General features: G+C 41.8%; 23 protein-coding genes. 16 read left to right on the forward strand and 7 right to left on the reverse strand.

Annotated features, from left to right (window positions below; genetic code table 11):
- Window positions 1-96, forward strand: a 96-nt coding sequence (locus ACYVIL_RS21600; RefSeq protein WP_460314987.1) for an IS3 family transposase, incomplete at its 5' end; no start/stop codon positions are given.
- Between the two features lie 60 nt (window positions 97-156).
- Here ACYVIL_RS21600 and ACYVIL_RS21605 read toward each other — a convergent pair.
- From ACYVIL_RS21605 to rsd, 4 genes are all read right to left on the reverse strand, one after another.
- Complete coding sequence (locus ACYVIL_RS21605; RefSeq protein WP_303475378.1) at window positions 157-1338, reverse strand: OmpA family protein; 1182 nt, start codon at window positions 1336-1338, stop codon at window positions 157-159.
- Window positions 1339-1423: 85 nt separating this feature from the next.
- Window positions 1424-1855 carry a secondary thiamine-phosphate synthase enzyme YjbQ gene (locus ACYVIL_RS21610; RefSeq protein ID WP_303475380.1) on the reverse strand — a complete coding sequence of 144 codons (432 nt, stop codon included), beginning with the start codon at window positions 1853-1855 and terminating at the stop codon, window positions 1424-1426.
- A 254-nt stretch (window positions 1856-2109) separates the two neighbouring features.
- A complete protein-coding gene (locus ACYVIL_RS21615) occupies window positions 2110-2541 on the reverse strand; it encodes a transcriptional repressor (RefSeq protein ID WP_460314950.1) in 432 nt (143 codons plus the stop codon).
- Window positions 2542-2561: 20 nt separating this feature from the next.
- The gene (rsd, locus tag ACYVIL_RS21620; RefSeq protein WP_460314952.1) at window positions 2562-3023 is read right to left on the reverse strand and encodes a sigma D regulator; all 462 of its coding nucleotides are present in this window, start codon (window positions 3021-3023) and stop codon (window positions 2562-2564) included.
- Between the two features lie 219 nt (window positions 3024-3242).
- Here rsd and nudC point away from each other — a divergent pair, with 219 nt between their 5' ends.
- The 3 genes from nudC to ACYVIL_RS21635 all read left to right on the forward strand — a co-directional run bounded on the left by nudC (window position 3243) and on the right by ACYVIL_RS21635 (window position 6083).
- A complete protein-coding gene (nudC, locus tag ACYVIL_RS21625; protein ID WP_460314954.1) occupies window positions 3243-4064 on the forward strand; it encodes an NAD(+) diphosphatase in 822 nt (273 codons plus the stop codon).
- A gap of 307 nt (window positions 4065-4371) precedes the next feature.
- Window positions 4372-5445, forward strand: coding sequence for a uroporphyrinogen decarboxylase (hemE, locus tag ACYVIL_RS21630; RefSeq protein WP_303475526.1), 1074 nt, complete (start codon window positions 4372-4374; stop codon window positions 5443-5445).
- The gene (locus tag ACYVIL_RS21635; RefSeq protein WP_460314956.1) at window positions 5445-6083 is read left to right on the forward strand and encodes a hypothetical protein; all 639 of its coding nucleotides are present in this window, start codon (window positions 5445-5447) and stop codon (window positions 6081-6083) included. Before hemE ends, ACYVIL_RS21635 begins: the two co-directional genes overlap by 1 nt.
- A gap of 15 nt (window positions 6084-6098) precedes the next feature.
- Here the strand turns inward: ACYVIL_RS21635 and queG are convergent, their stop codons facing one another.
- The gene (gene queG / locus ACYVIL_RS21640) at window positions 6099-7253 is read right to left on the reverse strand and encodes a tRNA epoxyqueuosine(34) reductase QueG (RefSeq protein ID WP_460314958.1); all 1155 of its coding nucleotides are present in this window, start codon (window positions 7251-7253) and stop codon (window positions 6099-6101) included.
- Here queG and ACYVIL_RS21645 point away from each other — a divergent pair.
- The 11 genes from ACYVIL_RS21645 (at window position 7247) to ACYVIL_RS21695 (ending at window position 18967) form a co-directional block, all read left to right on the forward strand.
- Window positions 7247-8764 carry an NAD(P)H-hydrate dehydratase gene (locus ACYVIL_RS21645; protein WP_460314960.1) on the forward strand — a complete coding sequence of 506 codons (1518 nt, stop codon included), beginning with the start codon at window positions 7247-7249 and terminating at the stop codon, window positions 8762-8764. The two genes, queG and ACYVIL_RS21645, sit on opposite strands and share 7 nt — an antisense overlap.
- Window positions 8761-9219, forward strand: coding sequence for a tRNA (adenosine(37)-N6)-threonylcarbamoyltransferase complex ATPase subunit type 1 TsaE (tsaE, locus tag ACYVIL_RS21650; protein ID WP_460314962.1), 459 nt, complete (start codon window positions 8761-8763; stop codon window positions 9217-9219). Before ACYVIL_RS21645 ends, tsaE begins: the two co-directional genes overlap by 4 nt.
- Window positions 9220-9272: 53 nt before the next feature.
- Window positions 9273-10562: an N-acetylmuramoyl-L-alanine amidase gene (locus ACYVIL_RS21655; protein WP_303475392.1), complete on the forward strand. Its 1290-nt coding sequence runs from the start codon at window positions 9273-9275 to the stop codon at window positions 10560-10562.
- 42 nt (window positions 10563-10604) lie between these two features.
- Window positions 10605-12482: a DNA mismatch repair endonuclease MutL gene (gene mutL / locus ACYVIL_RS21660; RefSeq protein WP_460314965.1), complete on the forward strand. Its 1878-nt coding sequence runs from the start codon at window positions 10605-10607 to the stop codon at window positions 12480-12482.
- Window positions 12475-13419 (forward strand): tRNA (adenosine(37)-N6)-dimethylallyltransferase MiaA, encoded by a 945-nt coding sequence (gene miaA, locus ACYVIL_RS21665; protein ID WP_460314967.1) that lies wholly within the window; start codon window positions 12475-12477, stop codon window positions 13417-13419. The genes mutL and miaA overlap by 8 nt, the downstream gene beginning before the upstream one ends.
- Window positions 13420-13505: 86 nt before the next feature.
- Entirely contained in the window at window positions 13506-13754 is a 249-nt protein-coding gene (gene hfq / locus ACYVIL_RS21670) for an RNA chaperone Hfq (RefSeq protein ID WP_460314969.1), read from the forward strand.
- A 19-nt stretch (window positions 13755-13773) separates the two neighbouring features.
- Window positions 13774-15063, forward strand: coding sequence for a ribosome rescue GTPase HflX (gene hflX, locus ACYVIL_RS21675; protein ID WP_460314971.1), 1290 nt, complete (start codon window positions 13774-13776; stop codon window positions 15061-15063).
- Window positions 15064-15139: 76 nt separating this feature from the next.
- On the forward strand, window positions 15140-16294 hold the full coding sequence (hflK, locus tag ACYVIL_RS21680; RefSeq protein WP_460314973.1) for an FtsH protease activity modulator HflK: 1155 nt from the start codon (window positions 15140-15142) through the stop codon (window positions 16292-16294).
- A gap of 3 nt (window positions 16295-16297) precedes the next feature.
- Window positions 16298-17182, forward strand: a complete 885-nt coding sequence (gene hflC / locus ACYVIL_RS21685; protein WP_460314975.1) for a protease modulator HflC — start codon at window positions 16298-16300, stop codon at window positions 17180-17182.
- Between the two features lie 75 nt (window positions 17183-17257).
- Window positions 17258-17776 (forward strand): GNAT family N-acetyltransferase, encoded by a 519-nt coding sequence (locus ACYVIL_RS21690; RefSeq protein ID WP_460314977.1) that lies wholly within the window; start codon window positions 17258-17260, stop codon window positions 17774-17776.
- Window positions 17777-17797: 21 nt separating this feature from the next.
- On the forward strand, window positions 17798-18967 hold the full coding sequence (locus ACYVIL_RS21695; protein WP_460314979.1) for an acyl-CoA dehydrogenase: 1170 nt from the start codon (window positions 17798-17800) through the stop codon (window positions 18965-18967).
- 453 nt (window positions 18968-19420) lie between these two features.
- On the opposite strand, the gene ACYVIL_RS21700 is transcribed toward ACYVIL_RS21695, so the two are convergent.
- Complete coding sequence (locus ACYVIL_RS21700) at window positions 19421-20293, reverse strand: SDR family oxidoreductase (protein WP_460314981.1); 873 nt, start codon at window positions 20291-20293, stop codon at window positions 19421-19423.
- Between the two features lie 132 nt (window positions 20294-20425).
- Here ACYVIL_RS21700 and ACYVIL_RS21705 point away from each other — a divergent pair, with 132 nt between their 5' ends.
- Window positions 20426-21322 carry an AraC family transcriptional regulator gene (locus ACYVIL_RS21705; RefSeq protein WP_460314983.1) on the forward strand — a complete coding sequence of 299 codons (897 nt, stop codon included), beginning with the start codon at window positions 20426-20428 and terminating at the stop codon, window positions 21320-21322.
- Window positions 21323-21809: 487 nt separating this feature from the next.
- Here ACYVIL_RS21705 and ACYVIL_RS21710 read toward each other — a convergent pair.
- Window positions 21810-22202 (reverse strand): transposase (locus ACYVIL_RS21710; protein WP_460314985.1); only part of this gene is annotated, 393 nt, incomplete at its 5' end.

Here is a 22202-nt window from a genome sequence, read left to right on the forward strand (position 1 = left end):
GAATACATCGACTATTACAACAACGAACGCATTAAGCTAAAACTAAAAGGCCTGAGTCCGACACAATATCGAAATCAGGCCTTGGTTGCCGCTTAGAAATGAGTCCAACTTTACGGGGTCACTTCAAAAGCCGCTTTTTTGTATTCATATTACCTATTAACGTAATACTTTTTCTTTCTTCTTAGCTGTTACTACAGCTTCAATACGACGGTTCACTTTATGTGCAGCGGCTGTATTGCTTGTATCTAATAATTGAGTTTCACCAAAGCCTTCAGCGCTCAATCTGTCTGCGGCAATACCGTATTCTTCAATTAATAATTTTCTTACCGCTTTTGCACGCTTAAGAGAAATCATCATGTTGTAATCAGCATTACCTGGAGCAGAAGCATGACCTTCAATTGCAGTTTGTGTATTCGGGAAACGTTTCATGAAATCTGCAAATTCTTGGAATTTAGAAGAATCAGGGTTTTCGATAACACTACTGTTATTCGCGAACAATACTTCTAAGGTTTCGCGTACTTCTACTTCTTCAAAAACACTACAGCCCATTGAATCAACTTTGTCTGTAAGCGGAGTATCAGCACACTGATCTACGTCGTCAAGAACGCCATCTTGGTCGCTATCTAGCTCTAAACTACAACCTTTAGCGCCAACAGGAGTACCCGCTGGAGTGTTAGGACACTGATCAATGTCGTTTAATACGCCGTCACCGTCTAAGTCGATGTTACAGCCTTTGCTATCTACACGTGCACCAATCGCAGTATCAGGACATTGGTCAAGGTTATCGTTTACGCCATCTTGGTCAGCATCGCCAGGAGCTTTAGGACCAGTAGAACCAAAGGTGTAGGCCAAACCTAATTTAGCACTTACATCATTGTACGCTTGACCGAAGTCATGGTATGCCGCAATTTCAGTAACCAGTTTTACTTTTTCAGAAAGATCCCAGTGCTTACCAAGACCAAGGTTAGCCATGCTACCTGAGTCAACCATATCGATGTGCTTAAGACCAGCAAATATATACATTAGGTCGTCTTCTAAGAAATACATAGCATCGATACCAAAACGAGTCGCACTGTCGTCGTCTAAGTCAGCATCATTTTCTAGGCTAACTTTAGCAACTTCGAAACGACCACCCCAGTGCTCACTTTCTCTTACACCAACTTCAGCACCTAGTCCTAGGCCAGCATCGAATGAAGTAAAGTCGAAGCTTTTTTCTTCATCTGGCTTATAAATCTCAGTAAAGCCGCCAATCCAGTATTTGTCTGAAGAATCTTCAGCGGCGAACGCGTTACTTGAAATAGCAGCTAAAAGACTTGCTGCGATCAATGATTTTTTCATGTTTCCATCCCGTGTGTAGTGGTTATCTAAATTAAAAGTAAAATATTCAAATTATTTTCATTTTTACGCGTCAAAACAGAAGTTTTTACACGTTGTTATCGAGTCCTTGAAGTGTTGCCACTATAACTCTTGGTGTCCCATGATCTCTATGCTCACCTAAGTATATCCCTTGCCAAGTCCCCATTTCTAGCCTGCCAGCGCCAATTGGAATATTTAAATTGTTACCAAAAATACTCGCTTTAATATGTGCTGGCATATCATCGTCACCTTCAATGTTATGCAAGTAATGTTCCGGACCTTCAGGAATCATACGATTTATTTGAGTTTCTAGATCAATTCTTACTGTAGGGTCAGCATTTTCATTAATGGTTAAGCTCGCACTGGTATGTTGAATAAATAGATTCAGCATACCAACAGACAATTCTCTAATTTCAGGAAGTTGTTCGAGAACTTCATTGGTGATTAAATGAAAACCTCTTGCTTTAACTCTTATTGTTATTCTTTTCTGTATCCACATTGCGACACTAGTTATCAAAATATAGATTAAAATGTTTTAGCAAACCCCGCCTTTGCATTTCCCGCGCGATTTTACCGCCAGATTGCCTCACTTTCAAAGCCTAAGTTGAAACTTTGTTAACTTAATTTGTTATTCTTGCCTTTTTGCACGATTAAATCAGTGATTAAAATGCTTATGTCTTTTAATCACCCAAGCTATTTATTCAAATATAACCGATATCTCTTCGAAACAACCAAACAGACATGAGCGGATAATTATTGACAAAGGGCGCAGGTGCCATGTGCCTCAATTGTTTGTTTGCTGACTTTAAATCCAACAGAGTTAGCTTGTTTATCTAAGGTCTCTTTTAAACCTTCAGATTGTATTTCTTTCACTAAACCACAATTGTCACAAATTAAAAACTGGACAGGATGGCTACAATCAAAATGATGACAGGCAACGAAGGCGTTAGTAGACTCCAATCTATGTACAAGCCCAAACTCGAGTAAGAAGTCTAAAGTACGATAGACCGTGGCCGGCTTAGCACCACTTTCCGTGATTTTTAATTCGTCTAACAATTCGTATGCGCCCACTGAACTGCTTTTATTCAACAGCAATTCATATACCTTTTCTCTTAGGTTTGTGAATCGAGCTCCTTTTCCTTCACAGTATTCTTTAGCTCTAGATAATTGCGAATCGATGTTCATTATTGCTAAATATTTCCTTATTAACTCTGATTACTCAGAGAATGAAGCAACTGATCTTCCAATTCAAATCGTGCTTCAAGTTGTTGACCCAATAACGAAAGTTTTTGGTCAAAATTAGCCAAACCTTTATCTGAAGTAATTTCTGCAAATAAATCGTTAAAGGCTAGCGCTTCTTCTGTTGTTTCAGATATGCGAGGAAAAACTGATTTTTCAAGTCTCTGGTCATCTGTATTTTGTTTAGGATCCGATGCCAGCTTATCATAAACCTCAAAGTGACCGGTCGAAACATAGTCTACTAAGGTTTCACAAAACAATCTTATTTCACTCAACTCCGGCAAACCAGAAGAGGCCTTTTCAAAAGGAGGTAACCCAGCTAATTGACAATACTGAACCAATAGCTTTTGTCGCTCTTGCAGCCAGATATCAACAGATTTGTGGTAGCCACTCCATTTCTGTTTGGCGAGTTCGACTTTGGTCAGCATTGCAAATCCTCAAAAGAGTGCTTTTTATAATGATCGCAGTATATCATCACCATTAGTTTAACTAAACTATGCTTTAGTCTATTGACGTAGATCAATAGTAACATCGGACTTTCAAGAATGACGATAAATCGTGTTAAGCTAATTTAATCAATCTGACCTCAAATAGTGGTACTTAATACCTTGTTTTGGTGTCTCTTATAGACGACATGTGTGTGACTTATGCTAATAAATATAAAAGAAATCGGCGTTAATACTGAAGTTCAGTGGATCATTTTTATGGGGGACAAGATTGTCGCAAATAAGGAACAGCAGGAATTGCTTAAAGCAAGCTGGCAAGATCTGGCGATGATTCACCATTATGATGATCAAATCATTTCATTAGGTGAATTTGATGGCATTCCTTGTTTAGCCGTTGATGTGGGCAATGAACAGCTAAGTATTGATGAGTATGAAACCATTAGCTTACGCGGTGTATACTTAAGTGATAATTTTCCCTTGTTTCAGACTGTCGCCCGTGCTTGGCAATGGATTTTATTTCGACGAACTCATCGCTACTGCGGACAATGCGGTAGCGCCATGCAGCAAGTGAAATGGGAAATGGCTACCCAATGCTTCAATTGTAATCATCGCTGCTATCCTCGTGTTTCCCCTTGCATCATTGTTGCGATTCGTAAAGGCAATAAGATTTTATTAGCACAAGGCAGGGCACACCGAGATCGGAAGATGTTTTCTACCTTGGCTGGATTTGTGGAAAGTGGCGAAAGCCTCGAGCAAGCAGTGCATCGGGAAGTCTTTGAGGAAGTGGGGGTTAAAATAAAAAATCTTGAATATTTTGGTAGTCAACCATGGCCATTTCCTCATTCTTTGATGATGGGATATTTAGCCGAACACGAAAGTGGCGAGATAGAGGTTGATGGTGATGAAATTATTGAAGCCCATTGGTATGAACCGAGCAATTTACCCATTATACCACCGAAAATATCGATTGCTGGCCAACTAATTGAAGAGACCTTGCGGCTGATAGCACAACAAGAAAACTAAACTTAAGACAATAAAAAACCCTGCTGGAGCAGGGTTGTAATGTTTAGCGTAGAGGTCCCGTTAAACGAGCTTCTTTGTATTTATATGTTGTAAAGCCATTATTTTATAGCAAAACAAGATAACATAAATCAAGGTGTTTTTTCAAAAACATGTTATAAAAAGTAAATTAGTGAACTAAAAACCGATAAATATACCCTCCAGACCACTTTTTTACTAAACTATGCCGCAATTTTAAATTCAATGGGTTATTCACCGGCTAATTATAAATGACAGTCGGTATTAATTAACTCCTTTATACTACGGATAAATCATGCAGTTAAAAAACGATCGCTATTTACGCGCTTTGCTTCGTCAACCCGTCGATGTCACTCCAGTATGGATGATGCGACAAGCAGGACGCTATTTACCTGAATATAAAGCGACTCGTGCTGAGGCCGGTGATTTCATGTCACTGTGTAAAAACGCAGAATTGGCCTGTGAAGTCACTTTGCAGCCGCTACGACGTTTTGACTTAGATGCCGCTATTTTATTTTCCGATATATTAACGATTCCAGATGCCATGGGCTTAGGTTTGTATTTCGAAACGGGAGAAGGGCCTAAATTTGAACGTCCATTGACCAGTTATTCTGAAATTGAGGCCTTACCCATCCCCGATCCGGAAGATGAGTTAGCTTACGTAATGAATGCTGTACGAACGATTCGACGTAATTTAAAAGGTGAGGTACCTTTAATCGGCTTCTCTGGCAGTCCTTGGACATTAGCCACTTATATGGTTGAAGGCGGTTCGAGCAAGGCTTTCACCAAGATCAAGAAAATGGCCTTTGCGGATCCTAAATCATTACATTTGTTGCTAGATAAACTTGCTGATTCGGTAATTTTGTATCTTAACGCTCAAATCAAAGCGGGCGCACAATCGGTAATGGTGTTTGATACTTGGGGAGGCGTTCTTACGCCACGAGATTACCAATTGTTTTCACTCCAATATATGCACAAAATTGTAGATGGTTTAATCCGAGAGTATGAAGGGCAGCGTATTCCAGTTACGTTGTTTACTAAAAATGGTGGAGCTTGGATCGAGAAGATTGCTGACACTGGGTGTGATGGCGTTGGACTCGATTGGACCATTGATATTGCCGATGCTAAACGTCGGGTAGGAGATAAGGTTGCCCTACAAGGTAATATGGACCCGTCAATTCTGTATGCTTCTGCTCCTCGTATTGAAGAAGAAGTGCAAACTATATTGGCTGGCTATGGCGAAGGTACTGGCCATGTGTTTAATCTTGGTCACGGTATACATCTAGATGTGCCACCGGAAAACGCCGGAGTTTTCGTGGAAGCCGTACACAAATTCAGTAAGCCATATCACCAGACATCAAAATAATGAGAAAGCCGTTATTTTTATCCTTGAGTGCGTTATCAATATTCAGTATTGGATATTGGTTAGGCACTCTTCAGGCTGAAAATAGCGGTGATCAGCAGCAACAAGCTATATTAAGCAAAGAACTGCATATTGAAGTGGACGAGGGGAGTATCCAACCTTCATTAAACGAGCTTAATTCTGTTCACTCTAAGCCCACTCAATCTGAAAATGTTGAGATACAGATTGTAAACCATGAAAGTGATAGCCCGGGAAATGGAAATGATCCACAACAGCAAGCTCAACATCTCGCAGAGTTAGGTGACGCGTTTCAACATTCAAAACTATCTCGACAACAAAAGTTAGCAAACGAAGCGGAGTTTGAACAAAATTACTCTGCAAATGACGCGGACTTAAGGTCACAAAACCAAATCAGTGACTTTCTAATGTTACATCAACAAGCAGACTTAATTACCTTACACCGCCTTGACTGCGACCCTACGCGTTGTCAGATGATAGGCGAATATGCCGGTGAACATCAAAATTGGTCTAAGGTTTTTTCTGCCATGCGGGATTCGGATTGGTGGGAGTATGTTGGAACATCATCCACAACGACCACCCAAGATGGCAAAACTTACTTCCATATTTTCTTAAATAAATAAGCTCCAATACTGAGATCATGCATCCCTTGGCAGGCCTTTTTCAACACTTCTGATTAAGCGTTGTTTCAGTCTTAAGGTGGTTTGGGTTGGGTCAGGTAAGCTTTGTTTGCGTTCAAGTTGTTGGTCAATAGCCCATTGAATGTGCTCGGCCACCATTTCACTACTACTGGTTAACCTTTCTTTTAGCTTTTCTAAAATAGCGGGGTCGAATTCAGCATTGCCCATGGCGATGGCTAAATTTCGTTGCCATTTTTGAAAGCCAATTCGACGGATAGCCGAGCCTTCAGTGTTGGCCAGAAACTCAGCTTCGTTCCATAAAAACAATCTGACTAAGTCTTCTCCCTTAATCGTTTTGCGACCATGAAAGTCTTGTTCTTGGGTTAACTGGGCATAACGATTCCATGGGCAAATTAACTGACAATCATCACAACCATAAATACGGTTGCCCATAGCCGTTCGAAAGTGCTCTGGAATTACACCGTCATACTCAATGGTTAAATATGAAATGCATCGTCTAGCATCAACAACATAAGGTTCTACTATGGCTTGGGTAGGGCAAATGGTTAGGCAGGCAGTGCAACTACCACAATTTTGTTCCACTGGTTGGTCGACGGGCAATGGAATATTGACGAATAACTCCCCTAAGAAAAACCATGAACCTGCTTCTTTATTAATGGTTAGCGAGTGTTTTCCTGTCCAGCCAATTCCAGCCTTTTCAGCAACTGCATGCTCTAACACAGGCGCGGAGTCTACAAATGGACGAAACTCTAAATCGACAAATTGTTGCTGGATTTTTTCACCCAATTTTTTCAGGCGATTGCGCACCAGTTTATGGTAATCCCGCCCTACGGCATAGCGGCTTATATATGCGGTTTTAGAGCGCTTTAAATCTTTTGCAAAGCTTGCATCTGGTGGCAAGTAATCCATGCGAACACTGATTAAACGCAAAGTACCTTCCAGTAACTTCGCTGGATCTGCGCGTTTTTCCTGATTTCGTTGAAAAAACTGCATGTCACCGTTGAAGCCCTTATCTAGCCAGCTTTCCAGGTGGGCTTGATGTTGTGATAAATCGGTATCTGCAATTCCCACTTGTTGAAAACCTAGCGCTTTGCCCCACTCCTTGATATTTTTGGCTAAAGTATTCAGAAAATGGGGGGATAATTGTGTCACAGCGTTCCTTAAAAGCAGAATTGTTAGAACAAAGGTTATCACAAAATCTCTACACAGCGCAGTGCGTAAGAGAAGGGGAAGTGGAAGCAGCTAAACAGTTGTCGATTCCCCTTTACGACGTAATGCAAGTTGCTGGAGAAACACTTTTTGATTGGATTCAAACACACTTTGATCATCAGACTAATATTCTAATTGCGGTGGGAACCGGCAACAATGGTGGTGACGGCTATGTTGCTGCGAGTTTATTGTTAGCCGATGGTTATACCATTACCCTTGCATCTATTGATCCCGCGCGACCATTATCCGGAGACGCTTTGTTGGCGCAGCAAAGTTGGTTAACCAGTGGCGGAGAAGTTGCTGACATACGGCTGGTCGACACCGAGCATTTTGAACTCATCGTGGATGGTTTATTAGGTACGGGCTTGAAAGGCACTGTAACCTCCGCTTATCAGTCTGTTATTCAGCGGATAAACCAATCTAGCGCACATATTCTATCCATCGATATTCCTTCGGGGCTGGACGCCAATACTGGTGCATCACTGGGGGCTAGTATTAATGCAGACACCACGATTTCTTTTGTTGGTTTAAAGACGGGGCTGGTGACCGGAAACGGCAAACAAAAAAGTGGCAATTTAATTTTCAAAGCGCTCAATATTGGCGAAACTTTTGGCCAGTTAATGGAAGCGCAAGGGCGCTTGATTGAATACGCAGATTTTGCACCTTTAGCGCCGCGAGCCTTGCACAGCCACAAAGGGAATAATGGCAAACTGCTTTGCATCGGCGGAAACAATGGCATGGCGGGAGCTATTCGTATGACTTCCGAAGCTGCTTTGCGCACCGGAGTCGGGCTGGTAAAAGTCTATTGCCACGCCAATTCCACCTCATCCATTGTCCAAGGCCGGCCGGAGATAATGGCCAGTAGTGAAAATTTAGCGCAATTGTTAGAGTGGGCAGATTGTATCGTTTTTGGGCCAGGATTAGGTCAAACCTCATGGAGCCAAGAAACCTTTAATCAATTATTTAGCTATCTTATTCATCAACATAAGCCATTGATAATTGACGCTGATGGTTTAAATTTGTTGAGTCATCAATTGCATGCTCTACAACTATCTTATTTGATTATGTCCCCTCACAGCGCAGAAGCTGCAAGGTTGTTAAATACAGATGTAGAAAAGATAGAAAACGACCGCTATGGGGCGGCAACAAAGCTGGTTGAACGTTATGGCGGCAATTGTATTCTAAAAGGCGCAGGCAGTATTGTGCACAGTCAACAAGGCACTTATGTTTGTGCAAATGGAAACCCTGGAATGTCCACGGCTGGTATGGGCGATGTGCTGTCGGGAGTGTTAGGTTCACTAGCGGCACAAGGAATGACGGCGGGTGAGGCTAGTTTATTTGGGGTCTGCATTCATTCTGCGGCGGCTGATTTAGTGGCAGATAACTTTGGGCAACGTGGTATGATTGCCAGTGATTTATTTGATTATTTAAGGCAACTAGTAAACAGAAAATGAAATATACCCAGTTTTTGCCAGACGAGGCAGCTACACTCAGTATTGCTAAACAAATTGCACAACTCACCACCGATCACTTAGTTATCTATTTAACCGGGGATCTTGGGGCTGGAAAAACGTCTTTTAGTCGTGGCTTTTTGCATGGACTGGGACACAAGGGAAATGTAAAAAGTCCCACCTATACAATTGTTGAGCCCTATGAAGTGTCACCTTGGCGAGTTTTTCATTTTGATTTGTATCGTTTAGCCGATCCTGAAGAACTCGAATACATGGGAATTCGAGATTATTTTGCAGATGATTGTATTTGTTTGATCGAATGGCCTGATAAAGGCGCTGGTCTATTGGCAACAGCTGATTTAGAGATTAGTATAGAATTTGAAGCAGGTGGAAGGCGCATCCACTTAGAGTCCCAGTCAGATGTCGGGCAAAAGATTGTTGAGATATTACAAAAATAATAATGATGAAAAGTGTATCTAGACTGATAATTCAATTATTGAGCGGCATTTTTATGCTGCTTGTCAGTCATTTGTGTTTAGCACAAAATGCAATTGAAGCACTTAGAATGTGGCCCTCTCCTGATAACACGCGTGTGGTGTTAGATCTCACTAAACCACCAGAATATTCTTATTTCACCCTTTCCAACCCTGAACGCTTAGTTATCGACTTAGCAAATACCAAGGGCAATATCGATCTTGCTAATCTGGCCAAGTCATCAGATTTAGTCAAAAAAGTACGATATAGCACGCCTAAAGAGGCGTCGTCAGTGCGGGTTGTTTTGGAACTTAAGCGAAAATTAAATACAGAAATCTTTGCATTACCGCCAACAGCACCTTACAAAAATCGTTTGGTGATAGATTTAAGTGATCAGTCTGAAGGTTCGCAACAAGTTGTAATGAGCTCAGAAAGCTCGACTCGTGATCGCGATATTATTATTGCCATCGATGCTGGCCACGGCGGAGAAGATCCTGGTTCCATAGGTCGGGCGGGTACATACGAAAAAAATATTACCCTAAGCGTAAGCAAACGATTGGCTCAGCTCATTAATGGGGAGTCTGGCCTGCGAGCTGTGTTGACACGCACCGGCGACTATTATATTTCGCCAAATGCGCGACCAGATATTGCGCGTAAAAATAAAGCGGATCTATTTGTTTCCATTCATGCTGATGCATTCACCACACCACAGCCTAAAGGGGCCTCTGTTTGGGTTTTATCAATGGGCAGGGCAAATTCAGTGTTAGGTCGCTGGATGGAACGAACCGAGCGACACTCCGAATTGTTAGGTGGGGCGGCAGAAGTCATACAAGATACCGCAAGCGAACGTTATCTCGCCCAAGCATTGTTAGATATGTCGATGGATCACTCATTAACAACCAGTTACGACATTAGCAAAATGGTCATATCTGAATTAAAACAAGTTACAAGCCTGCACAAAAAACTGCCTCAAGCGGCAAGCTTAGCGGTGTTAACTTCGCCTGATATTCCTTCAATTCTGGTGGAAATAGGATTTATTTCCAATCCTAAAGAAGAAAAGAACTTAAATTGGAGCCAGCATCGTCAAAAGCTTGCGAGCTCGGTTTTTTCTGCCATTAAACAACATTTCAGAAAACTGCCACCTGATGGTACTCTATGGGCTAGCAATGCGCGCTCTGAAAAACGCACTCACAAAGTAAGAAGTGGCGAATCCTTGTCATTATTGGCGCAACGCTACAAAGTGCGCATTAGCGCCATAAAAGAAGCAAATAATATGCGCAATGATACGGTGAGAATCGGTCAGGTACTCACCATTCCAAGCACGTAAATAAACGCGTTTTTCCCGCTCTCCAAATTTTAAAGGTTATCTGTGTCTATTCAAATTCTATCCCCACAACTTGCCAACCAAATTGCCGCTGGTGAGGTAGTAGAACGTCCAGCTTCCGTGGTTAAAGAATTAGTAGAGAACTGCTTAGATGCAGGGGCAACTAGTATTGAAATTGAGATTGATAGAGGTGGCCACAAGGGAATTTTAATCCGTGACAATGGAAAAGGCATTCCCCAGCAAGAACTAGAATTGGCGTTAAGTCGGCATGCAACCAGTAAAATTTCCAAACTAGATGATTTAGAAAATATCTGCAGCCTAGGTTTTCGCGGCGAAGCTTTAGCAAGTATTAGCTCGGTATCGCGATTAACCCTAACGTCCAAGCCAGAAAGCCAATCCCAGGCGTGGCAAGCCTGTGCTGAAGGCCGCGAAATGAAAGTGACTCTGCAACCCGCCGCTCACCCCAAAGGCACCAGTATTGAAGTCCTCGACTTGTTTTTCAACACGCCCGCGAGACGTAAATTTTTACGGGCCGAAAAAACCGAATTTACGCATATTGATGAGGTAATACGACGTATAGCGCTGAGTCGATTTGATGTGGCTTTGAGTCTTAAACACAATGGTAAAACGGTTAGGAAATATCCTGCAATCAAAGAGGGGCAATCTGCACTCAAACGGATTTCAGCTGTGTGTGGTAGTGATTTTGCTGATCACGCCATCCCTATCGACAGTGAATATGCAGGAATTTGTCTCAAAGGCTGGTTGAGTGCGGCCGGTGCGAGCAGAGCGCAAAATGATTTACAGTACGTTTATGTGAATGGGCGGGTAATGAAAGACAAGCTCATTAACCATGCCATACGCCAAGCCTATGAAGGGTTAATTGAACCCAATACTCACCCCGCTTTCGTGCTTTTCTTGACCTTAGATCCTACCCAAGTGGATGTGAATGTTCACCCGGCTAAACATGAGGTGAGGTTTCATCAATCGCGGCTTGTCCACGATCTTATATTTCGTTCAGTATCTAAATCACTGAGTGAATCCTTTACAGATTGTAATGTCAATACCCAAAATGAAGAGACCCTGACGCAAGTCACCCATACAACCTTGGAAGAGGTGGCTCCGACCCACCAATATATTCGCCCCTTGAGTAGCGCAGTTGATTCGTCATCCCATAATCAGACATCATCCCAACAACGGGCGGAAGTTCAGGAGCATGGCGTAAATCGAACGCCCAAAGCCTTTAACTATAGTGCGCCAGCGCCACATTCGAAATCGGCAGCAAAGCACTATGGTAGCCTAATGACGGCGCAAGCTAAGCAGCAGTCATCGGCCAATTTGCCTAGGCATTTGCTGGTTGCTGATAATCGCTTACTGATTGAATGGGGAGAGGTCTTTTATTTGTGCAAGGCACCAGATTTAGCGGCTAAAAAACTAAAGGCCGATGCCGAGTTTACGCCGCCGGTGATGCAACCGCTTCTCATGCCCATTTCCCTTACTTTAGAGCAGGTTCAATTAACCATAGACGACGAATTATTAACGCAAATTAAACAGTTAGGTATTGATCTTTCGCTAGTCAATCAGCGTCTGTTGTTAAAGCAAGTTCCTTCGGGCACAAGAGCCTTAGATTGGGCAAGTGTTTTACTTAGTTTCTTTGATGCACTTAATGCAAGCCATAAACAAAAGGGAAACACACCCCACATCGACGCAAAGGAAGGTTGCGCTCAAGAAAATACGACTGCCTCTTTACCTGATTGTTTTTATTCGGCTGTGGCTGACTATCAAATCAAAAACTTGAACTCAAACAGTCATAATTTTAACGACCTTTTTGAATGGTTACACAAACAGGCCAATGCCACGGAAATTCTTAAATCTTGCGCTACAATAATTCCATTAAACCATTGGTTGTCACAATTTGATGAATAAAAAACATACTGAGAACTTATCGCCAGCGATTTTTTTAATGGGGCCAACTGCCTCTGGTAAGACTGATTTGGCATTAGAAATAAGCAAAAGACTACCTTGCGAAATCATTAGTGTTGATTCTGCCTTAATTTATCGAGACATGGATATAGGTACGGCTAAACCCAGCGCTGAAGAATTATCTCAAGTTCCCCACCATCTCATTGATATCCTCGATCCGAAAGAATCCTATTCAGTGGCCAATTTTAGACATGATGCACTCAATGCGATGCACGCAGTTACCGAAGCTGGCAAAGTTCCTTTGTTAGTTGGTGGAACTATGATGTATTTTAAAAGTCTAGTAGATGGCTTATCAACGTTGCCGGCCGCCAGTGAGGAAATCCGGGAGCATCTGCAAAACGAGGCGAATACCCATGGTTGGCTAGAGCTGCATAACAGGTTAGCGCAAGTCGACCCGGTATCAGCTAAACGTATACACCCCAATGACCCCCAGCGTTTGCTTAGGGCGTTAGAAGTGTACATGTTAAGCGGCAAAACGTTGACAGAATTAACCGCTGAAAAGTCCAGTAGTTTACCTTTTTTGGTAAAAGAATTTGCCATAATGCCTAGTGATCGGGGTATACTCCATGAGCGTATAGAAAAACGATTTAACTTCATGCTCGAAAAAGGCTTTCAGCAAGAAGTTGAAACATTGAGAAGTCGTGGCGACTTACACCTTGATTTGCCTTCTATGCGTTGTGTTGGCTATCGGCAGATGTGGCAGTACCTAGATGGTGATTTTGATTATCCTGAAATGGTATTCAAAGGTGTAGCAGCAACACGGCAACTGGCAAAAAGGCAAATAACCTGGCTACGTAGCTGGAAAAATATAACTTTTTTAGATGGTATTGAAAAAGACAATTTGACTACCATATTAAATGTCAGCAATACTGTAACCTAATAGGCAGCTATACAGCCCCATGTTTTACTGTATAATTTGTATATCAGGCGAAAATCATAATAAAAATAAAAGGATAAGGAATAGTGATGGCAAAGGGGCAATCTTTACAAGACCCGTTTTTGAATGCGTTAAGAAAGGAGCGTATTCCTGTCTCAATTTATTTAGTCAATGGAATCAAGCTTCAAGGTCAAGTGGAATCGTTTGACCAGTTTGTGATTCTGTTAAAAAACACTGTTAGTCAGATGGTATACAAGCATGCCATTTCAACTGTTGTGCCTTCTCGGGCCATTAATATGTCAAGCGGCGCACAACCTGACTCTGATAACGGTGAATAAAACCTTATAGGAGAAAAGCTTGTTTGACCGTTACGAAGCAGGCGAGCAGGCTGTTTTAGTTCATATTGATTTTTCTGATGATTCTAGCAAAGAAGATTTGCAAGAGTTGCAAATGCTAGTGTCATCTGCCGGTGTTAATGCCGTAGAAGTGATTACGGCTTCGCGACAAGCGCCTCATCCCAAGTACTTTACCGGTAGTGGGAAAGCAGAAGAAATCGCTAATTCAGTGCGCACCAATAATGCAGATGTCGTTATTTTCAACCACCCATTATCACCCTCCCAAGAGCGAAATTTGGAAGCATTGTGTAAATGTCGAGTTTTAGATCGTACTGGTCTAATTTTAGATATATTTGCTCAACGCGCTCGAACCCACGAAGGTAAATTACAGGTAGAGCTCGCACAGCTTAGGCATATTTCTACCCGATTGATTCGTGGATGGACCCATTTGGAGCGTCAAAAGGGCGGAATCGGCTTGCGTGGCCCGGGTGAAACTCAACTTGAAACCGATAGGCGACTTTTACGCGTAAGAATTAAGAGTATTCAGCGTCGTTTGGAAAAAGTACAGAAACAACGTGAGCAAGGCCGTCGGGCACGAAAACGTGCTGAAATGCCAACAATTTCCTTGGTAGGGTATACCAACGCGGGTAAATCAACCTTGTTTAATACCATTACCGATGCGGGAGTGTACGCAGCCGATCAATTGTTTGCGACCCTAGATCCAACTTTACGAAAAATTCAGTTGCAGGATGTAGGGCAAGCCATTTTGGCGGACACAGTGGGCTTTATCCGTCACTTACCCCATGATTTAGTGGCCGCGTTTAAGGCAACCTTGCAAGAAACTCAAGAAGCAGACTTATTATTGCATGTTGTAGATTATTCAGATGACCAATATTTAGACAACATTGATCAAGTGAACGATGTTTTGGAAGAAATTGATGCATCTGATATTCAGCAATTAATGATATGCAATAAGATTGACCGGATGGAAGGGGTTGAACCCCATATCGACTGCAACGATGAAGGCGTTCCCATTCGAGTTTGGATTTCTGCGCAACATAATCAAGGCATTGATTTATTGTTTAATGCCCTCACTGAATGTTTATCGCAAAGCATCGTGCAATTTACATTACGCATTCCGCCTAAAGAAGGTAAACTTCGAGGCGCTTTATTTCGTATGAACTGTATTGCTGCAGAATCTTATGCAGAGGACGGCGATTGGCTGGTGGATGTTAGAATGCCGACCAGTGACTGGCACCGATTGGAAAAAAGGTCTGAAATAGACTTATCCAGTTTGGTAGTAAAGCATTAGTATATGCAAATTAAGCTAACTTCGATGATAGAATCGGGGTTGCATAGATTTAGACTTAACCTAACGGAGAGTGATGATGGCTTGGAATGAGCCCGGTGGAAAGAATAACGACCCTTGGAAAAACAAGGGGGGGCGAGATCAAGGCCCACCAGATTTGGATGACATATTCAAAAATTTGTTTGGTAAATTCAGCAAAGGTGGCGGCGGTGATGGCTCATCTGGTGGTAAAAACCTAGGTGGTGTTGGCCTCACAGTAATCGCAGTTTTGCTAGTGGTTATTTGGTTTATAAGTGGCTTCTATACTATTCGTGAAGCCGAGCGTGGAGTGGTTCTGCGCTTTGGTGAGTTTAGTCAATTTGTTGAGCCAGGTTTACGTTGGAAACCAACATTCGTAGATGAAGTTATTCCAATTGACGTGCAGTCTATTAAGTCGATGTCCTCTGAGGGCAGCATGCTTACTGAAGACGAAAACGTCGTTAGCGTAGAAATGGAAGTACAATACCGCATAGTAGAACCTTATAAATATAGCTTTGCTGTGACTAATCCTGAACAAAGCCTTAGTCAGGCCTTAAATAGTGCTATCCGCTATGTTGTTGGACATTCAAAAATGGACGACGTGTTAACTCGCGGCCGTGAAACTGCTCGTCAACAAGTTTGGCAAGAGTTAGAAGGGATCATTAATCCCTATGACATGGGGATTTCAATTGTTGATATTAACTTCAAAGATGCCCGTCCGCCAGAAGCGGTAAGAGCGGCATTCGATGATGCAATTGCTGCACAAGAAGATGAGCAACGTTTCATTCGTGAAGCAGAAGCGTATTCCCGTGAAATTGAACCTCGTGCAAGGGGACAAGTAAATAGAATGGCAGAAGAAGCTCAGGCTTATAAAGAGCGAGTCACCCTTGAAGCGCGCGGTGAAATTGCACGTTTCGAAGAGTTGTTACCTCAATATGAAGCCGCTCCTGAAGTGACTCGTCAGCGTATTTATCTTGAAACTATGGAACAAGTGTATCAAAACACGACGAAAATCATGGTGGATAACAAGGGCTCTGGAAATATGATGTACCTGCCTTTGGATAAAATTTTAGAAAGTCAGAGTACTCAAGCGCCTAAAGCTAATTCTCGAAGTACCCTAGAAGGGCTGCAACAGAATAACATCTCTAGCTCGCAAAGCTCTAACTCGGCACCGACAACGTTACGTGGCGACAGAACTAGACAAGGGAGAAACTAAAAAATGAAAAATTTAAGTATTGGCGTAATCGTTTTGGTTGTCATCGCTGTTTTTCTTTCTTTGTTTGTAGTACCTGAAGGTCAAAAAGCGATTAAGATTCAATTTGGTAAAGTCGAGCGTGACGCTGCAGGGGAAACCGTAGTGTTTAGTCCTGGTCTTCACTTCAAAATTCCATTGATTGACAGAGTCGTAAATCTTGATGCCAGAATACAAACATTGGATGATCCTGCGGGACGTTTCGTTACCTCAGAAAAGAAAGATCTAATTGTTGATTCTTATGTCAAATGGCGGATTAAAGATTTTGCAACCTATTACTTGTCAACTGGCGGGAATAAATTGCAAGCTGAGTCTCTTCTTAAGCAAAAAGTGAACAATGGATTACGTTCTGAGTTTGGTACTCGTACTATTTCTCAAATCGTGTCTGGCGAGCGTTCAGAATTGATGGATGAAGCCATGAAGCAAGCGTCTTCCAGTTCTGATGAGTTGGGTATTGAGATTGTGGATGTGCGTGTTAAGCAAATAAACTTGCCGCCAGAAGTCAGTAACTCTATTTTCCAACGTATGCGCGCTGAGCGAGAAGCCGTAGCGAAAGAACACCGCTCTGAAGGTCGTGAGCAAGCAGAAATCATCAAAGCAAATATTGACGCTAAAGTGACGGTAATGCTGGCTGATGCGGAAAGAAACCTGCGTAAAATTAAAGGTGAAGGGGAAGCGCAAGCGGCTCAAATTTATGCTGAGACCTATTCGAAAAGCCCTGAGTTTTATGCATTCCTAAGAAGTATGGATGCTTACAGAGCTAGTTTCGATAGCAAACAAGATGTATTAGTTGTTGAACCTGATAGTGATTTCTTCAAATATATGAAAAATATCTCTGGTAGCAAAAACTAAACTCGTATAATTTACAAAGCGCCTTAGGGCGCTTTTTTTTATGACTAAATTCGTCTTTTGGAGATAATCCGAATTATGTTGGAATTCCAATTTAGAGATGCCCTCGAGGAAGATTTTTCGGCAATCAAACGATTAAATGATAAGTTTGTTCACTTTACCAGTCCTATGGATTTAGCGCGTATACAGCAACTGGATGAACTTAGCTGTTATCATCGCGTAATAGAACAGCATGATCATCAAACGTCGACCACTTCCATCGTTGGCTTTTTGCTTGCCATGGCACCTGAAGCGGATTATGCCAGTGAAAACTACCAATGGTTTGACCAACGCTATAAGAACTTTGTTTATGTTGACCGTATCGTCGTTGATTCTTCTTTGCAGGGAAGAGGTCTGGGAAAAGATCTGTATAACGATTTATTCCGTGCCGCAAAGGAGCAAGGTTTTTCTTCCATCTGCTGTGAATATAACTTAAAGCCAGACAATTTTGCTTCAGCACATTTCCATCATTCCTTCGGGTTTTGTCAGGTAGGTAGTTTGCAGTCAGAAGACGGCAGTAAAGTTGTCTCTATGCAAATGGCAGAATTAACAAGCTAAATTCAAGTTGGGATAATCAAAATGAAAAAATTCAATTGGCAAGACCCTTTAAACTTAGATTCTTTGTTGAATGAAGACGAACGAATATTGCGAGATTCTGTTCATCAGTTTTGCCAACAAAAGCTGATGCCTGGGATTTTGCATGCCAATCGAAATGAATACTTTGATACCGATATAATGAAGAAAATGGGAGAGTTAGGCTTGTTGGGCGCGACGCTTCCTGAACAATACGGTTGTTCCAATGTTAACTACGTTTCCTACGGTTTAATTGCCCGGGAAGTTGAGAGAGTAGATAGCGGCTATCGAAGTGCCATGAGTGTCCAATCATCATTGGTAATGCATCCTATTTATACTTACGGCAGTGAACAACAGCGTCAAAAATACCTACCTAAACTAGCGACTGGTGAATGGATTGGTTGTTTCGGCCTGACTGAGCCTGATTCAGGTTCTGATCCCGCGAGCATGAGAACCCATGCTAAAAAAGCATCCGGTGGATATGTTTTAAATGGCAGCAAAATGTGGATCACAAATTCACCTGTAGCCCATGTATTTGTGATTTGGGCTAAATTAGATGGTGTGATACGAGGCTTCATTTTAGAAAAAGGAATGGCAGGATTATCGGCCCCTAAAATTGAAGGGAAGTTTTCTCTTAGGGCATCCATTACCGGTGAAGTGGTGATGGATAACGTCTTTGTACCAGAAGAAAATATGCTGCCAAATGTTTCGGGCTTAAAGGGCCCATTTGGCTGTTTAAACAAGGCTCGCTTTGGCATAGCTTGGGGGGCTATGGGGGCCGCAGAGTTTTGTTGGCACGCAGCGAGACAATACTGTTTAGACCGTCAGCAGTTCTCTCGACCACTTGCAGCCACTCAATTGATTCAAAAAAAATTAGCAGATATGCAGACCGAAATTGCGTTAGGGTTGATGGCCTGTTTGCAAGCTGGAAGACTAATGGATGCAGACGCACTGGCACCAGAGGCGATCTCTTTGATTAAGCGTAATTCTTGTGGCAAAGGGTTAGATATTGCTCGAGCTGCGCGCGATATGCATGGTGGCAATGGTATTTCTGATGAATTCCATGTAATTCGCCATGTTATGAACCTAGAAGCGGTTAACACCTACGAAGGCACACACGATGTCCATGCACTGATTTTGGGGCGTGCGCAAACTGGCTTACAAGCATTTAGTTAAGACGAGTCCAGTCTGAGATTACCCTCAGTAAAATATTAACTGAATTCATATAATCTCAAACTGACACTTTTGTTATACGACATTGGCTAACACTGAAAGACTTCTGATGTGCTAATTGCAGGCATTCAAGCTTCGAGTCAATCAATGTCACCGTCCTACCGGTTACTGTGATTATAGACAGTCATAACTTCAACGCCGTATATTTGCAAGTTAACGGGTAATTGCCGCATTCTCACAAAGGGAAAAGTGGGTATTTCAAAAAACCTCTATGTTGTTTTAAGTTACATTTTATGATTAAAATAGGTTAAATTTATATACGGTAAAAGCCCGTGTTGAAACACAGGTTTTTGCGGGTTATTAATACTGTTAGCATCCTGAGCCCCATGATGCTTAATCCCTTAATTAAATATAAGTCAAATTAGGTTTTATGTGTTTTGATTAAATTAAGTGTGCTTAATGAGTGACATTGAATACGGCTTTTATGCCCTCTTTTAGTTGGGTAGGTTTTCTTTCTAATATTCTTTCGAGTGAAGTGCTTGTGCCTTCAAGCATGCCTTGCTTGATTTCTCCTTGAAAATCAGCATAACGGTTGGCTAATAGTTCCGGTAGCCCGAGGTTTAACATTCGTGATACAAATTCTGAACGTTCAATAGGAGTATAGGTAACGAGTTTACCTGAGATCTCTGTGAGTGCCTTGGCAACGTCGTAAAGCGACCAAGATACGTTAGCCGTCAACGATATGATCTCTCTGTTAAACTCTCTACTGACGAGTACCTTTGCTATTGCTTCTCCTAATTCTGCTCTGAGTACAAAAGACACCTTACCATTTCCCGCAGGCACGCTGATATTGCCTACTTTAAATACTTGATCGCCACCTACAAAAGTCGGGATGGTATCGAAATACAGTCCATTTCGGAAAATAAGATAATCAAGACCAGAGTCGATGATAAGGGCTTCGGTTTTAAAGTGTCCATCCATTAAGTGATTCTGAGATGTGTTGTTATCTTTAACAAGGCGACTGGTATAAGCGATAAAGCTAACGCCAGCATTTTTAGCTGCATTAATTACGTTTAAATGTTGGATTACACGATTGTCTTCGTCTGTTCCTGAGATCAATAATACTTTTTCAATCCCGTCCATGGCAAGATTGAGTGATTCAATATTGTCATAGTCACCAACCCGCACTTGTATTCCCAAAGGAATTAACTCAGTCATCTTGCTTTCATGTCTTGCAAGTGCGCAAATCATGCTCGCCGGATAAAGGCTAGTTAAGTTGCGAATGATCGCTTTGCCTAGGTGACCAGAGGCGCCTGTTACTAAAATCATTTTATCTTACTCCAAGTAATTTGAGCGATAATTCTAGATAATAGTTGCTTCAAAGAGTATATCTGATCGTCTATAATTATTACCTAATAATCCAAATTTAAAGGGTAGGCTAAACTGCCTCACGAGGTGCTGATGTCCAGTCGATTTTCTAATTTAGCGCAAATCATTCAGTCCCATGCTATGAGAGATGGAATTAGCGAGACGTTGATGCCAGGTGTTGATCTAATTAAGCACTCTTCAGTCAATGATATGATCAAACATAATTGGCAAGCGTCTTATGCAATTATTATTCAAGGCGCGAAGAGCATTGAGCTTGGTAATGATACTTTGATTGCAAGTCAAGGCCACTGTTTAGTCAGTGCTCTTGAACTTCCCGTTATGAGTTGTATAGAGATGGCCACTGGAGATAAGCCATTTCTAGCTTTAAGGCTGAGTCTTGATTTTGTATCTATACGTGAAATTTCCTCAAAATTACAAATGCATCGAACTTATTACACTAAGTCAAATTTGTGTTCTATTTTTGTACACCAGGCTAGTGACAGCATGTTAGATGCAGCAACACGCTTAGTAAAATCACTCAATAATCCAATAGAAGCTCAAATACTCGGGCCAATGCTAATAAAAGAACTGACTTACCATTTGCTTCGAAGCTCTGATGGAGAATTGATTTATCAGTTCTTTAAAGCTGGTAATAAACTACAAAAAATTATGGAGGTGGCTTCATATATAAAAGATAATCTGACCGAAAAAATGGATATTCAAATGTTATTAAAAAAAACAAACATGAGCCGTTCTGCTTTTTTTGCCTGCTTCAAAGAAGTGACATCATTGACGCCTATAGGTTATCAAAAGCGTTTTCGTTTATTGGAAGCCAGACGACTGTTGATTGAAGAAAATTATACCGCTGAACTGGCTGGTTGGAGTGTCGGATATAAAAGTGCAGCGCAATTTAGTCGTGAGTATTTGCGAATGTTCGATGACGCCCCAGCTAGGGATGCTAAAAAATCAAAAAGTCGGCATGTTATATAAAATTGATAATGCTAACACATATGAGCCTCCGGTTAGTCAATAGGTACTAGTGTGCTTTTGATCTATTTTTCAGATCAATCCAAATCTTTGGGCTAAGCCGTTTACTTCATCTGTCATTGTGACTGTTAGGATATCGCCTACAGCAAACACATATAGAGGCTCTCTTATGCGATCTCATCGCAGCCTGCTTTTTCAAATTCCTTATTGCAAGCAGGGGCACTAGACATTCATCGGTTAACCCAGCACTGGCACTATTCAAAATGAAGGTTGGATATTTCCACCAGTTAGTTTCAGGCTCAGGCTAGGTGTAAGCGATTTAGCGCAAAGTATTGATGCACGCCCATTCGGTGTCTAATCAAGCCGGGTAGTTACCTAGCGGTGGTATATAAACGAGATAAGAGGTGTTAAACCAGTGACGAATTCACTCACGTTTTCACATACTCTGCATAAGGTGCTAGTTAGACGTTCAGCTCACCGAATGACGTGACTAACCTGCTAGAAATCGACTTTCATCAAATACCTTTTGACGTTTCAACATGAAGTAAACGCAGCGACCGAGTTTATGCGCCAATGCAGATAAGGCTTTTGCTTTACTCATGCGTTTTTGTAATTTGTTTAAATAGGCCTGAGCTTTGTCATTACCCCGTAGGTAAAGTACAGCCATTTCTGAGAACGCCCACTTGAGATGAGCATTGCCAATTTTGTTGCCTTGAGTACCATATGTTTTACCCGCTGACTCAGCTTTACATTTGACTAATCGAGAGTAAGAAGCGAACTTTTGAACGCTTTCAAAGCGTTCAATATCACCGATTTCATATAGGATGGTGAGTGCGAGGATTTGTCCTACCCCAGCAATAGATTTGAGTAAGTAATAGTCTTT

Source organism: Aliiglaciecola aliphaticivorans (genome assembly GCF_054782055.1).

Coding starts and splice junctions, on each gene's coding strand:
- ACYVIL_RS21605 (WP_303475378.1), bottom strand. CDS start 1,338: ATGAAAAAATCATTGATCGCAGCAAGTCTTTTAGCTGCTATTTCAAGT.
- ACYVIL_RS21610 (WP_303475380.1), bottom strand. CDS start 1,855: ATGTGGATACAGAAAAGAATAACAATAAGAGTTAAAGCAAGAGGTTTT.
- ACYVIL_RS21615 (WP_460314950.1), bottom strand. CDS start 2,541: ATGAACATCGATTCGCAATTATCTAGAGCTAAAGAATACTGTGAAGGA.
- rsd (WP_460314952.1), bottom strand. CDS start 3,023: ATGCTGACCAAAGTCGAACTCGCCAAACAGAAATGGAGTGGCTACCAC.
- nudC (WP_460314954.1), top strand. CDS start 3,243: ATGCTAATAAATATAAAAGAAATCGGCGTTAATACTGAAGTTCAGTGG.
- ACYVIL_RS21635 (WP_460314956.1), top strand. CDS start 5,445: ATGAGAAAGCCGTTATTTTTATCCTTGAGTGCGTTATCAATATTCAGT.
- tsaE (WP_460314962.1), top strand. CDS start 8,761: ATGAAATATACCCAGTTTTTGCCAGACGAGGCAGCTACACTCAGTATT.
- ACYVIL_RS21655 (WP_303475392.1), top strand. CDS start 9,273: ATGCTGCTTGTCAGTCATTTGTGTTTAGCACAAAATGCAATTGAAGCA.
- miaA (WP_460314967.1), top strand. CDS start 12,475: ATGAATAAAAAACATACTGAGAACTTATCGCCAGCGATTTTTTTAATG.
- hfq (WP_460314969.1), top strand. CDS start 13,506: ATGGCAAAGGGGCAATCTTTACAAGACCCGTTTTTGAATGCGTTAAGA.
- hflK (WP_460314973.1), top strand. CDS start 15,140: ATGGCTTGGAATGAGCCCGGTGGAAAGAATAACGACCCTTGGAAAAAC.
- hflC (WP_460314975.1), top strand. CDS start 16,298: ATGAAAAATTTAAGTATTGGCGTAATCGTTTTGGTTGTCATCGCTGTT.
- ACYVIL_RS21690 (WP_460314977.1), top strand. CDS start 17,258: ATGTTGGAATTCCAATTTAGAGATGCCCTCGAGGAAGATTTTTCGGCA.
- ACYVIL_RS21695 (WP_460314979.1), top strand. CDS start 17,798: ATGAAAAAATTCAATTGGCAAGACCCTTTAAACTTAGATTCTTTGTTG.
- ACYVIL_RS21700 (WP_460314981.1), bottom strand. CDS start 20,293: ATGATTTTAGTAACAGGCGCCTCTGGTCACCTAGGCAAAGCGATCATT.
- ACYVIL_RS21705 (WP_460314983.1), top strand. CDS start 20,426: ATGTCCAGTCGATTTTCTAATTTAGCGCAAATCATTCAGTCCCATGCT.